General features: G+C 64.6%; 13 protein-coding genes. 10 read left to right on the forward strand and 3 right to left on the reverse strand.

Going from position 1 to position 13,398, the window contains the following annotated elements; all coding sequences use genetic code 11:
- Positions 1-28: 28 nt before the first annotated feature.
- The 7 genes from rpmB (at position 29) to BEP01S_RS03740 (ending at position 6,098) form a co-directional block, all read left to right on the forward strand.
- Complete coding sequence (gene rpmB, locus BEP01S_RS03710) at positions 29-265, forward strand: 50S ribosomal protein L28 (RefSeq protein ID WP_039211930.1); 237 nt, start codon at positions 29-31, stop codon at positions 263-265.
- A complete protein-coding gene (gene rpmG / locus BEP01S_RS03715; protein ID WP_039211931.1) occupies positions 265-432 on the forward strand; it encodes a 50S ribosomal protein L33 in 168 nt (55 codons plus the stop codon). Before rpmB ends, rpmG begins: the two co-directional genes overlap by 1 nt.
- 6 nt (positions 433-438) lie before the next feature.
- Positions 439-744: a 30S ribosomal protein S14 gene (gene rpsN, locus BEP01S_RS03720; protein ID WP_025779151.1), complete on the forward strand. Its 306-nt coding sequence runs from the start codon at positions 439-441 to the stop codon at positions 742-744.
- A gap of 69 nt (positions 745-813) precedes the next feature.
- A complete protein-coding gene (locus BEP01S_RS03725; protein WP_025779153.1) occupies positions 814-1,101 on the forward strand; it encodes an HU family DNA-binding protein in 288 nt (95 codons plus the stop codon).
- Positions 1,102-1,338: 237 nt separating this feature from the next.
- Positions 1,339-3,396, forward strand: a complete 2,058-nt coding sequence (locus tag BEP01S_RS03730; protein ID WP_062240639.1) for a bifunctional copper resistance protein CopD/cytochrome c oxidase assembly protein — start codon at positions 1,339-1,341, stop codon at positions 3,394-3,396.
- A gap of 442 nt (positions 3,397-3,838) precedes the next feature.
- A complete protein-coding gene (locus BEP01S_RS03735; protein ID WP_062240641.1) occupies positions 3,839-5,197 on the forward strand; it encodes an MFS transporter in 1,359 nt (452 codons plus the stop codon).
- Positions 5,198-5,351: 154 nt separating this feature from the next.
- Entirely contained in the window at positions 5,352-6,098 is a 747-nt protein-coding gene (locus tag BEP01S_RS03740) for a 3-hydroxybutyrate dehydrogenase (protein ID WP_062240643.1), read from the forward strand.
- Between the two features lie 90 nt (positions 6,099-6,188).
- Here the strand turns inward: BEP01S_RS03740 and BEP01S_RS03745 are convergent, their stop codons facing one another.
- A complete protein-coding gene (locus BEP01S_RS03745) occupies positions 6,189-7,064 on the reverse strand; it encodes a LysR family transcriptional regulator (protein ID WP_052240179.1) in 876 nt (291 codons plus the stop codon).
- An 80-nt stretch (positions 7,065-7,144) separates the two neighbouring features.
- Here BEP01S_RS03745 and mmsB point away from each other — a divergent pair, with 80 nt between their 5' ends.
- The 3 genes from mmsB (at position 7,145) to BEP01S_RS03760 (ending at position 11,186) form a co-directional block, all read left to right on the forward strand.
- Complete coding sequence (mmsB, locus tag BEP01S_RS03750; protein WP_373277892.1) at positions 7,145-8,110, forward strand: 3-hydroxyisobutyrate dehydrogenase; 966 nt, start codon at positions 7,145-7,147, stop codon at positions 8,108-8,110.
- Between the two features lie 224 nt (positions 8,111-8,334).
- On the forward strand, positions 8,335-9,075 hold the full coding sequence (locus BEP01S_RS03755) for a YggS family pyridoxal phosphate-dependent enzyme (RefSeq protein WP_082019088.1): 741 nt from the start codon (positions 8,335-8,337) through the stop codon (positions 9,073-9,075).
- Positions 9,076-9,251: 176 nt separating this feature from the next.
- A complete protein-coding gene (locus tag BEP01S_RS03760) occupies positions 9,252-11,186 on the forward strand; it encodes an NHL domain-containing thioredoxin family protein (RefSeq protein WP_062240645.1) in 1,935 nt (644 codons plus the stop codon).
- Positions 11,187-11,297: 111 nt separating this feature from the next.
- Here BEP01S_RS03760 and BEP01S_RS03765 read toward each other — a convergent pair whose 3' ends face one another.
- Both BEP01S_RS03765 and BEP01S_RS03770 read right to left on the reverse strand, forming a co-directional pair.
- Positions 11,298-12,257, reverse strand: a complete 960-nt coding sequence (locus BEP01S_RS03765; protein WP_062240647.1) for a hypothetical protein — start codon at positions 12,255-12,257, stop codon at positions 11,298-11,300.
- Positions 12,258-12,318: 61 nt separating this feature from the next.
- The gene (locus BEP01S_RS03770) at positions 12,319-13,392 is read right to left on the reverse strand and encodes an ATP-binding cassette domain-containing protein (protein WP_062240649.1); all 1,074 of its coding nucleotides are present in this window, start codon (positions 13,390-13,392) and stop codon (positions 12,319-12,321) included.
- Between the last annotated feature and the right edge of the window lie 6 nt (positions 13,393-13,398).

Consider the following 13,398-nt stretch of genomic DNA (forward strand, 5'->3'; position numbering starts at 1 on the left):
TCGGTAACTTGTGAACTGGAGGAGAGACATGGCAGCAACCTGCCAGGTAACCGGGGCAGTCCCCGGTTTCGGACACAACGTGTCCCACTCGAAGCGCCGCACGAAGCGTCGCTTCAACCCGAACATTCAGAAAAAGCGCTACTACGTTCCGTCGCTGCGCCGCAGCGTCACGCTGACCCTGTCCGCTAAGGGCATCAAGGTCATCGACGCTCGCGGAATCGACGCTGTGGTCAACGAACTCATCGCCAAGGGAGTGAAGCTCTGATGGCTAAGGCACAGGATGTTCGTCCCATCATCAAGCTCAAGTCGACGGCCGGCACCGGGTTCACCTACGTGACCCGCAAGAACCGCCGCAACACCCCGGACCGCATCGTGCTCAAGAAGTACGATCCCGTAGTCCGCAAGCACGTCGATTTCCGAGAGGAGCGCTGAGCGCACATGGCTAAGAAGTCAAAGATCGCAAAAGACAAGCAGCGTCGCGTCATCGTTGAACGCTATGCAGAGCGCCGCGCGACTCTCAAGCGTCAGCTGACCCACCCTGATTCCACCGACGAACAGCGCGAAGAGGCACGCCTCGCCCTGCAGAAGCTTCCCCGCGATGCTTCGCCGGTTCGCGTTCGCAACCGCGACCAGGTCGACGGCCGTCCGCGTGGCTACCTCCGGAAGTTCGGACTCTCCCGAGTTCGCTTCCGCGAAATGGCTCACAACGGCGAGTTGCCCGGCGTTACCAAGTCAAGCTGGTAATCTCGAGGAAGTTCGTCATCGGAAAAACGGACCGGTGACCTACCGACTTGTCCTAAGGAGGACACTTTTATGGCTAAGAACCGCAGTGAGCTCGTTGCAGAAGTTGCCGAGAAGTCCGGCCTGACCCAGAAGCAGGTCTCGGACGTGCTCGATGGTGTCTTCGATGTCTTCTCCGACGTCGTGGCCAAGGGCGAAAAGCTCACCATCCCCGGCTGGCTCTCCGTTGAGCGCACCGAGCGTGCCGCTCGCAAGGGTCGCAACCCGCAGACCGGTGAAGAGATCCAGATCAAGGCCGGCTACTCCGTGAAGCTGTCCGCTGGTTCGAAGCTGAAGGGTGCCGCTGGCAGCCCGAACTGATCGACGCAGCAGCGTCAAATGGCCCGGATCGTCTGATCCGGGCCATTTGCTGTCTCCGGAGGTCCCCGAAGGGGTGAAAATGTCTCTGAAAAGGCGGAATCGACGTCCCGGAGGACGTAACCCCACCTCGCCGAGGCGGCTCCCCGAGATCTCGGCCACGAAGGGACCTTCCGGTTGGCAGACCAATGATCCCGAGCGATATCCTTGGGTCATGTCAGAAGGGGCGGTCCGCACGCAGTGAGTTCTTCAGGTTTCGAGCCGATCACACGGTTCGTTCAACGTGCCACGGTCCCCATCGTCGTATTCCTCGGGCTGATCGCAGGACTGGCCGCGCTCTTCTTCACCGGAGCAGCCAATCCGACTCTGCTCAATGACCCCGGCTCCGTCGTCCGTTTCGGTCTTCCCACAGCGAAGTTCGTCTTCAATACCGCGATGTCGCTGACCGTCGGCGCCCTCATGTTCGCCGTCCTCATCCTTCCGCGTACCGCCGGTGGTCGCGGCCGCCGACACAAGAACACGGGAGAGGACCTTCCGCTCGATCCGCTGTGGACGCGAGCCGTTCGGATCGCCGAAGTCTCCTCGGTGGTGTGGACACTGTCGGCCGTCGCCGTGCTCGTTTTCTCCTTCGTCGACACCGTGGGTGCTCAGGCTTACCTCGACTTCTCCAACCAGCTCGGCGTGTTCGTCACTCAGATCGCCTACGGTCAGCTGTGGGTACTCATCGTCGTCCTCATCGCCGTCGCCTCGACCCTGTGCTTCGGCACCCGCTCCCATATCGGCATCGCCGCCGCCGGAGTGCTCAGCGTCGCCGTGATCCTCCCCTTGGCCCTGATGGGCCACTCCGCAGAGGCCTCCGGACACACCCAGGCCGTCAACAGCCTCGGCCTGCACATCCTCGGTGCGGTCCTCTGGCTCGGTGGGCTCTTCGTCATCGCTCTGCTGGGCACCCGCCTGGCCGCCTCGAAGAACCTCAAGCCGATCGTCGAACGGTATTCGACGATCGCCCTCATCTCCTTCGGCCTCATCGTCTTCTCCGGAGTCGTCAACGCGCTCCTGCGCGTCAACGGCTTCGACGACCTCATGACCCCCTACGGGGAGGTCATCCTCGCGAAGGCGTTCGCGACGGTCCTACTCGGTCTGATCGGATTCTGGCACCGTCAGTTCGTCATTTCACGCTTGGGCACAGCCGCCTCGGCGACGGTGGAATTCTGGCGCCTCATCACCGTCGAATTCATTCTCTTCGGGATCACAATGGGAATGGCCGTGGCCTTGGCCCGGTCGCAGCCGCCGGTGCCGCAGGAGCCGGTGGGCGATCCCACCCCGGCCGAGATCCTCACCGGTGATCCGCTCCCGCCGCAGCCGGACCTGTCCCGCTACTTCAGTGAGTGGTCGATCGATCCGCTGTGGATCGCGATCGCAGCGGGCACCTCGATCGCCTACGTCGTGGCGTTCGTCAACCTCCGCCGCCGAGGCGACAAATGGCCGGTGCTGCGCCTCATCAGCTGGCTGGTGGGCATGGTCTTCCTCGTCTACGTCACCTCGGGCGGACCCCGCGTCTACGGTGAGGTGCAGTTCTCCGCGCACATGATCGAACACATGCTCCTCGTCATGGTCGTGCCGCTGCCGCTGGTGCTCGGCGCACCGATCACGATGCTCATGCGCGGAACGAAGGCCCGTCGGGACGGGTCCGCCGGCCTGCGCGAATGGGTGCTCTGGCTCGTCCACACTCCGTACCTGCGCTTCTTCGCTCACCCGATCGTGGCGAGCGTGAACTTCGCGGGTTCGCTGATCGTCTTCTACTACTCGGGAATCATGTTCTACGCGCTCGACACGCATATCGGGCACGAGCTGATGATCGCGCACTTCCTCGGCGCCGGGTATCTGTTCGCGCAGGCCCTCATCGGCATCGATCCCGGGGTCAAGCGCCCCGTCTTCCCGATGCGGCTCGTGATGCTGCTGGTGACGATGGCCTTCCACGCATTCTTCGGCATCTCGATCATGAGCTCGAACGTGCTGATCGCCGGTGATTGGTTCGGCAACATCGGCGCAGACTGGGGTTACACGGCGATCGCTGACCAGCAGCTCGGCGGTGCCATCGCGTGGGGCATCGGCGAGTTCCCGACCCTGTTCATCGCGATCATGGTCTGCGTCCAATGGGCGAAATCCTCGGACCGGGAAGCCAAGCGCATCGACCGCAGCGAAGATCGCACCGACGATGCCGAGCTGCGCGCCTACAACGCGATGCTCGCCTCCATGGCCGAACGCGATGCGAAGGCGCCTCCGCGCCGTCGGTGAGCTCATCGGGCCGTGGTCTCTGCCCGTGCTCTCTGCAAGGGGCGCGGTGTTGCCTCGGCAGCTGGCGGTGTGATTCTTCGTGGGCTGGCGGGATGACTCTTCGTGGGTGGGGTTGGGATAGCCCGACGTGCAGAACCATCCGGGCTGCAATCGACCTTGCGAACTCACAGCGGTCACATCGGAGGGGTGCACATCGGCTGTGCACGAATGTGCACCGGAAATTCTCGGATTATGGCCAGGTTGCTACCAAAATCTCTGTAACGTGACGCACACTGATCCTTGGATGAGAAATATCCAAGCGCCCGAAACACTGCGCTGAAGTAAGGGGTTCGCCGGCCGCGCCGATGCGGTTCGAGTGCCCCGAACTGTCGGCCCGTCGGCGCCAGAGCAAGTCGATTCGCGCATTCAATGGTGACGCGGATTGTGGAAACGAAGGAGTCCCATGAGTTCTCAGAACAATGCTGAGAGGAAGTCGATCCGCGCCCAGCTGCGCAAGGTCGTCGCTGCCTCGATGGCCGGAACGGTCGTCGAATGGTACGAGTTCTTCCTCTACGGTTCGGCCGCCACACTGGTTTTCAACCACATCCTGTTCCCGCCTTCTGACAATCCGCTGACTCCGATCCTGGCCGGCTTCGCCACCTACGCAGTCGGATTCATCGCCCGCCCCATCGGCGGTATCGTCTTCGGACACTTCGGCGACAAATACGGACGTAAGAAGCTGCTGCAGCTCTCGATCGTCCTCGTCGGTGTGGCGACATTCCTCATGGGCTGCCTGCCGACCTTCGACCAGATCGGTTACCTCGCCCCGATCCTGCTCGTGCTGCTGCGTGTCGTGCAGGGCTTCGCCGTCGGCGGCGAATGGGGAGGCGCAGTGCTCCTCGTGGCCGAGCACGCACCGAACAAGGAACGTGGCTTCTGGGCGTCCTTCCCGCAGTCCGGTGTTCCCTTGGGCAACCTGCTCGCCACCGCAGTTCTGTTCGTCCTCACCGCGACTCTGACCGAAGAGCACTTCCTGTCGTGGGGTTGGAGAATTTCGTTCTGGCTGTCTGCCGTCATCGTCCTTATCGGCTACTACATCCGCACCCGCGTCTCCGACGCTCCGATCTTCGACGAGGTTCAGGCCGAGGAGATCGAGGAAGGCGTTGACTACGGTGTCAAGGCCGTATTCAAGCGCTACCCGCGTGAGGTCTTCGCCGCGATGGGTCTGCGTTTCGTCGAGAACATCCACTACTACCTGGTGGTGACCTTCTCGATCACCTACCTTGCCACGCAGGTGAAGATCGACTCGGCGGAGATCCTCGGACTCCTCCTCGGTGCACACGCGATCCATGCGGTTCTCGTTCCGATCGTGGGCGCAGCAACCGACCGCATCGGACGCAAGATGCCCTACGCAGTGGGCATCATCCTGACAGCGACGTGGGGCTTCTTCGCCTTCCCGATGTATGACACCGGCAGCGCAGTGATGATCTTCCTCGCCCTGCTAATCGGCCTGGTCTTCCACGCGCTTATGTACGCCGGTCAGCCGGCGATCATGTCCGAGATGTTCCCGACCCGCATGCGCAATTCGGGCGTCTCGACCGGCTACCAGGTCACGGCCATCGTCGCCGGATCCTTCGCGCCGATCATCGCCACCGCGCTGCTCGACGCCTTCGGGTCCTCGATCCCGATCGCGCTCTACCTGCTGGCGGCTGCGATCATCTCGTTCGTCGCTCTCATGTTCACTCGCGAGACCAAGGGCATCGACCTGCGTTCCCTCGACCACGCAGATAAGGTGCGCCGCGGAGTCGCGACGGCCAGCTGATTCCAGCCAGCGCTCGTCTGATGGGGGCGGTGTCGGTGACTATCGGCACCGCCCTCATTGCGTGCCACCGTGCGCCCACCTCGATGAATCCTCGTCCACCATACGGTGGACGATGGATACGCACCACTGACTCGAACCACGAAAGGGACATCTCATGGGAGATCTCACCAGCAAACGCGCTCTCGTCACCGGCGGAGCATCCGGGCTCGGCAAAGCGATCGCCCAGTCCTTCGCTCAGGCCGGAGCCTCCGTCATCGTCGCCGACGTCGACGCTGACTCGGCGCAGGCCGTTGCCGACGACATCGGCGGCGAAGCGTGGGCCGTCAATCTGGCGGACACCTCGGCGTTGGAGGGCACCGAACTCGACGTCGACATCCTCGTCAACAACGCCGGCATCCAGCGGATCCACCCGATCACCGAATTCCCGCTCGAGGACTGGCGGCTGATCAACACCCTCATGCTCGAGGCGCCGTTCGTGCTGACGAAGGCGGTGCTGCCGAAGATGTACGAACGCGGCTGGGGACGGATCATCAACCTCTCCTCCGTCCACGGTCTGCGCGCCTCGGCGAACAAATCCGCCTACGTCGCGGCCAAGCACGGTCTCATGGGTCTGACGAAGACGACCGCGCTCGAGGCCGGCCCGCACGGCGTGACGTGCAATGCGATCAACCCCGGCTATGTGCTCACGCCCCTGGTCAAGGGGCAGATCGCGGACCAGGCGAAGACCAACGGCATCAGCGAGGACGAGGTCCTCGAGCAGGTCTTCCTCGGCCATTCCGCTGTGCCCAAGCTCGCCGAACCCGAGGATGTCGCGGCCATCGCGCTCTTCCTCGCCGGAGAGCATGCCGCAGTCATCAACGGCAGCGCCCACAGCATCGACGGCGGTTGGGTCGCCGCCTGACCACCCTGGCGTAGCACCCGCCTTCTAACTACTACCTGACGGCGGCCCAGATACCTCGCGCAAGGTTGCTGGGCCGCCGTCAGGTAGCAATTAGAGGGATTCTAGGACTTTGCGGACTCCGGCGTTGCGTAGGGACTCGTGGCGGACCGAGGCCCAGTAGGACACCTGTTTGGAGAACAGCTCAGGCAGCACCTGCACCAGGCGGGAATTGCCGTGGGCGAGGAAGTCCGGCAGGATCCCGATCCCGGCTCCGCGCGAAGTCGCGAGCACATGCGCATGCACCGAGGTGGACCGGAAGAAGCCTTTCCCGCGGGGAAGGGCATCGGCCGCCTCGTCGAGATCATCGACCCGCAGTGAGTTCTCGATGTAATAGACCATCCGGTGGTCGGCCAGATCGTCCAGCGTCTGCGGCATCGGATGCGAGGCGATGTAGTCCTGTGAGGCATAGAGCTGGAGCCGATAGTCGCGGATGTGCTTGGCAATCGAGCGCGGGGCATCCGGCCGCCCGACGACGATCTCGATATCAACACCCGACCGGTACTGCCTGGCCCGCTGCGTGGCGGTGATCAGCTCGATCTGCAGACCCGGATGCTGGGCCTGCAGTTCAGTGAGCGCCGGAACAGCGTACTCGAGGGCGAAGGCCTGCGGGCAGGCCAGCCGGATCGTCCCGGACAGGGCCGAATTCGAATGTGCCTCGATGCGGCCCAGAGCGGCCTCGATGTCCTCGGCGATCGGCAGCAGCTGACGCCCGGCGGCGCTGAGCTCCCACCCGTCGGGGGACGCCACGAGCACTCGATCGCCGTACGCCTTCTCGAGCGCGGCGATGCGCCTGGACACAGTCGTGTGATTGAGTCCGAGGCTGTGCGCCGCGGCCGTGAACTTCCCCAATCGAGCGACGGCAAGCAGAGTCAGCAGATCCTCGGGGGCGATCTGCGGACCGGAACTGCCTGGTGCATAGGAAGCCATAGTGTTCCCATTCTATCTGCGTACGCGCACATAAACGGTGCGGAATAAGTGAGGCTCCCCGTCGGGCCTCCCCGCGTCGACTGGCGTACTGTGAGAGGGAACACTGCAGAGAAGCTGAACATGATGCGAGGAGGCATATTATGTCGACGATTGGATGGGTAGGCCTGGGAAATATGGGCCGCCCGATGACTGCGAACCTGGTCAAGGCCGGTCACACCGTCAACGGTTTCGATCTCGTCCCCGAAGCCGTGGAGGCAGCCGCGAAGAGCGGCGTGAACCCGGTGAATTCCATCGCCGAGGCGGTCGCCGGTGCCGATATCGTCTTCACGATGCTGCCTAAGGGTGAGCACGCCCGCACCGCCTACCTCGAACCCGACGGCGTCCTGGCCAACGCGGACCAGAAGACGCTCCTCATCGATTCGTCGACGATCGACTTCGATTCGGCCCGTGTCCTCCACGCCGAGGCGGCCAAGGCAGGCTTCCGCCTCATCGACGGTCCCGTCTCCGGCGGAGTAACCGGTGCCGAAGCCGGCACCCTGACCTTCATGCTCGGCGGCGCCGATGCCGATGTCGAAGAGGCTCGTCCCGTCATCGAGGCGATGGCCGGCAACATCTTCCACGCCGGCGGTGACGCCGCAGGTCAGGCCGCGAAGATCGTGAACAACATGATGCTCTCGATCAGCCTCCAGGGTGTCGTCGAAGGCGCCGTTCTCGCCGATCGCTTCGGTCTCGACCCGAAGGTCTTCCACGATATTGCGAAGGTCTCCTCCGGCGACTCCTGGCCGCTGCGCACCTGGTACCCGGTGCCCGGCGTGACCACGACGGCCGCAGCGAACAACGAGTTCAAGCCCGGCTTCGCCACCGCACTCATGCACAAGGACGTCGGCCTCGCCCTCGCCGGTGCCGAGACCCAGGGTGTCGACCTCCCGGCCGCCACCCTCGTCCACGCACAGCTGCAGAAGCTCATGGACGAAGACCTCGGCGGTCTCGACACCTCCGCGCTGATCAAGAACATCGACCCCAACGCCGAGGGTCTGCCGAAGTAAGCACTGAGCTGGCGCCGAGCTGACGGCTGAACCGGCGTCGAGCCGGTACCGAGCTGCGGACGATCCGGGTCGAAGAATCATGATGATTTCGACCCGGATCGTCCGCATTTCGTTACCCCGCCCAGAGGCGAGCCCGACCCTGTCGCCAAACGTGGCGCGAGACGCCGTCGTCCGGGCATCCTCGGCGACCTGAAACTTCGAGCGGCTCATGCAAGACTGGAGACATGAGTACGCCTGATTCCCCCTCCCCACTGTCCGCGGACGACATCGCAGCCATTACCGGCAACCTCGACGAGGTGGCCGACCGGGCCCGTGCGGCCGCCGAGTCCAGCGGTCGCAGCGGTGACGATGTGCGCGTGCTGCTGGCCACGAAGACGCAGCCGGCGGAGAAGATCCGCGTCGCCCTCGAGCACGGGTTCACCCTCATCGGCGAGAACAAGGTGCAGGAGATCACCGGCAAGGCAGAGGCGCTGGCCGACCTCAATCCCGAGACCCACCTCATCGGACCGCTGCAGCGCAACAAGGTCAACCACACCCTGCGCCATGCGCAGTGCATCCAGTCCGTCGACAACCTCCCGTTGGCCGAGAAGATCAACAACCGCCTCGACGTCCTCGACGAAACCGTCGACTACTTCATCCAGGTCAACACCTCCCGCGAGGACTCGAAGTTCGGCGTCGCACCCGAAGACGCCGAGGAGCTCATCACCGCGACCCGGGAACTCGGCCGGATGCGGCTGCGCGGACTCATGACGATCGGCCTGCCCGGCAGCAGCCCCGAAGAGATCCGCCCCAGCTACTCCGACCTGCGCGAACTCAGCGAGAAGTTGCGCGAATCCGGGGTCATGCCCGCCGAGGCGACCGAGCTGTCGATGGGCATGAGCGGCGACTTCGAACTCGCCATCGCCGAAGGGGCGACGATGGTCCGCGTCGGCTCGAGCATCTTCGGCGCCCGCGACTACTCCTGAACGGACTTCCTCCACGACGTGGGGCGCGTCCGGGAACACCGGTACGTCCTCCCCAAGGCCGGGTACGACTTTCACTGAACCGGGCATGTCCTTCCCCGATACAGGGCGGGGGGAGAGAACCGTCACTTGATGACACCTGAGAGGCCGCCTCGGCGGGGATCTGCGATCATAGAAGCATGAACAGCAGTCCAGAATTCTCCGCGTCAGCCACCTCGTCGGCACGGGACGTCAAGGTCCGTGCGCCCGAACTCGCCGGTCGCCGGTGGATGAACTCCGGCGGCAAGGATCTGACCCTTGCTGACCTGCGCGGAAAGGTCGTCCTCCTCGACTTCTGGACGTTCTGTTGCATCAACTGCCTCCACGTCCTCGACGAACTGCGCCCATTGGAGGAGAAGTACTCCAAGGAACTCGTCATCATCGGCGTGCACTCGCCGAAGTTCGAGTTCGAACGCACCGTCGAAGCCGTCGATCAGGCCGTGGAACGCTACCAGGTCGAACACCTCGTCCTCGACGATCCCGACCTCGTCACCTGGCAGGCCTACACCGCCCGCGCCTGGCCGACTCTGGCCGTCATCGACCCCGAGGGCTACCTCGTGGCGACGATGTCCGGCGAGGGCCACGCGGCCGGTCTCACTGAGATCATCGAAGGCCTCATCGAGGAGCATTCGGCCAAGGGCACCCTCCACTCCGGCGACGGCCCCTACGTTCCGCCACCGGCACCGGAGACCGACCTGTTCTACCCCGGAAAGGCCACGCGCCTGCCTTCGGGCCACCTCCTCGTCGCTGATTCCGGACACCACAGCCTCGTCGAATACGACGACGATGCGGCTACGATCATCCGCCGCATCGGCACCGGAGTCCGCGGATCCGCTGACGGCGACTTCGCCTCGGCGAGCTTCAGCGAACCTGGCGGCATCACCGTGCTGCCCGAAGATCTCGCCGCCGAGGTCGGGTACCAGCTCATCGTCGCTGACACCGTCAACCACACCCTGCGCGGAATCGACCTCGAGAACGAGACGGTCACGACGATCGCCGGCACGGGGGAGCAGCACATGGTCGGCGCCATCGACAATGTCCGCGGCAAGCCCGGTGAGCTGGGACGATACGACGGACCCGCACGGGATGTGAAGCTGTCCTCGCCGTGGGATGTCCTCTTCGTCCCCTCCACCGCCGAGGTGGTCGTGGCGATGGCGGGCAACCACACCCTTTGGTCTTTCGACCCGAAGGACGGCACGATCCGCATCCTATCGGGCACGATGAACGAAGGCCTGGTCGACGGCGACGGAGAGACCGCCTGGTTCGCTCAGTCCTCCGGTCTCGACCTCGGACCCGCGGGCGAGGTGTTCGTCGCCGACTCCGAGACCTCGGCGATCCGCTGCCTCGACCCCGCCACCGGTGAAGTGTCCTCGCTGGTGGGCGTCGGACTCTTCGACTTCGGCTTCCGCGACGGACCGGCCGCCGAGGCGCGTCTGCAGCACCCGCTAGGCGTGCGCAGCCTGCCCGACGGGTCGGTCGCGATCGCCGACACCTACAACGGTGCGATCCGTCGTTTCGACCCGAAGACCGAGGAAGTCACGACCCTGGCGCGCGGACTGCGCGAACCCTCGGACATCGTCCTCATCGACAATGAAGGCACCTCCGATGATGCCGAACTCATCGTCGTCGAATCCGCGGCGCATGCACTCACCCGGGTGAAGCTGCCCAAGGACGCTCAGAAGGTCGACGAAGGCGCACTGACGACGAAGCGCCCATCGACGGAGATCGCCTCCGGTCCGGTGTCGCTGACCGTGAGCTTCACTGTCCCGGCTGGTCAGAAACTCGACGATCGGTGGGGCGATCCCACCTTCCTGCAGGTATCTGCGACTCCGCCGGAACTCATCGTCTCCGGCGACGGCGGAGCCGAGGGACTCAGCCGCGATATCGTCATCGATCCCGAATTCACTGAAGGCGTGCTGCACGTGACCGCACGAGCCGCCGCCTGTGATGGCGAGCCCGGGGGAGAGATCCCGCTGCACGCCGCCTGCCACCTCTACCAGCAGGACTGGGGAATCCCCGTCGAGCTCGTGGACTCGGCGCCGAACGAACTCACCCTCGACCTCCGCGGCGCCTGAGGTCTCGGTCAAGGGCCCCTTGACCGGTTGTGTACTCGGTCAGGACCCCCTGATCACGATGCCGCGGGCCCGCCGCACGCGCCGCCGCCTGCCGCACGCGCGGCCAGTCGCTCAGGCGATGGCGACGTCGCCGAGGCGGCGCGGTTCGAAGCTCACCTGTGAGGACTTGACGACGACGGAGCCGCCCAGGACGAAGGAGAGCTTCTCGTCGAAGTCGTGCTCGGCGGCCGTGACGATGTCCCGGTAGCGTCCCTTGACCCGCACCTCGACCGTCGAAGGCGTGAGTTCGAGGTCATTTCCGGACGAAGACAGCCCGATCTGCGGACTGCGCTCGAGCGACCAGGAGACGTCGCCGATGATCTCGTTGTCCGTGTCGTAGCCGAAGACGCAGCCGGCCGGCATGAGCGTCTTCGACTTCATGCAGTCCTGCAGGTGGTCGGTGACCTGCTCTTCCACGGTCTGCTCGAGCTTGGCCGTGGGCTCCGGTGAGAGCTTCACGGTGGGGGAGTCGCCGGGAGCGGTCACCTCGGAGCGTTGGGACTTGGACTTCAGATATGTCGCATCGAAACCGACGAGGTAGCTCGCAGGGAACAGCACGGGCACATCTCCCGTGCTCACTCCGTAGCCGTTGACCGTTGCTGTCGACGAACCGGAGACGTCGAGGCTGAGGGTCGGCCATTCCTGCTGTTCGATGGCCCACCGATCGAAGAGTCCCGCGCTGGCAGGCAGCCGGACCATGTTGAGATCGACGGTCTGCTCCTTGGAGGAGAGGTTATAGCTGAGGCGGACCTTCGCCTGGTCGCCGTCGACGGAGACGGTCTTCGCCTCGGGGTCGCGCGGCAGGTCGGGAGCCGCCGAGAGGACCTCGTCGCTGAGCGCCAAGGTCGACGAGGGAGTCGGTGTCGACAGGTAGGAGAAGGCACTCTGTGCATCGCCTTTTTCGATCGCCGAGATATAGGCCTCGGCAGCTCGGGCAGGTGTGTAGACGGTGAAGTTGAGGAGGGGGACCGCTGCAACCGTGAGGACGACGACCGTCAGCGCTGAGATCAGAAGTCTGCGCGACGTTCGCATGGCGCTCCTGATTGGGTCGGGACTGAGGGGACTGGGTAGTACTCAGTCTATCTGCAGGCCGTCACTCAACCGGGTAGGCGTGCAGTGCGGAGGTGTCGACCTCGACGAAGACATGCGTGCCGACCTTGACGTTGGCACGCAGTTCGGTGATCGTCGCGCCGAGTCCTGGATGCAGAACGCCGAACCCGGCCTGATCTGTCGGCCGGTCCGTTACGCCGGCGAGGTCGGCGAGGTCGACGTCGAGGGCCAGGCCCATCTCCGTGTCGACCGGTGAGAGCTTCGCCTGCAGGCAGGAACCGCGATCGCGCAGTCCGGTGACGATGGTTTCGAACACCGTCGCCGAGGTGAACGCCGGGTCGTGTTCGTCCAGTGACAGGAGGGCGGCACGCCACCCGAGAGTCACGAACACCTTCCCGTCGAGTTCCGTGCGGGCGCGCACGGCCGAATGGCCGATGGACAGCCATCCCTTCCGGGCCAGCCCGGAATAGACGTTGACTCCGCTGAGCTCGGCCGGCAGCGAACCGCGCGGTTCGGTGACGATCTGCTCCAAGGAGCCGAACGCGACGAGTTGGTCCTTTTCGATATCGGCCACCCCCGCCTCGGCGATGGCGTGGTCGGTCAGTGAATTCGAGCTGAAGACGACCCCGCGACCCTCCTGGGCGACGAGTTCGGCGAAGCGACCCCGCAGCCCGGTGCGCAGATGACCGGGAACCGAACCGAACGGGTCGATGAGGGTCAACCACTTCGCGCCGCTCGCCCAAGTCGCAGCCAGGGCGAGGCGGGCGCGATCGGTCGCATCGAGGTCGTCGATGCGACGGCGCAGAACATCGGAACGCAGTCCGAATGCTGTCAGTGCAGCGGATGGATCCGCTGCCGATGCCGCCTCCCCAGATCCGGCATCGGCTTCGCGAAGATAGCTCTTCATCCAGCTGCGCACACGCGAACGACCCGACCGGCGACCGGTCGGGAAGCGTGGTGGCGGTGCGACGTTCGGCAGGGCCGCCGCGGACAGCACCACCGAAGTGGTGCTGTCCGGGCTGCCCATGAGTCCGAGCATTGTCCCTGCTCGCAGACGTCCGAGGTCGATCTCGCGTCCGTCGAGCTGCAGCCCCGCGAGGGACAATTCATCGTTCAACGGAGC

Source organism: Brevibacterium epidermidis NBRC 14811 (assembly GCF_001570805.1).
Taxonomy (GTDB): Bacteria; Actinomycetota; Actinomycetes; order Actinomycetales; family Brevibacteriaceae; genus Brevibacterium; species Brevibacterium epidermidis.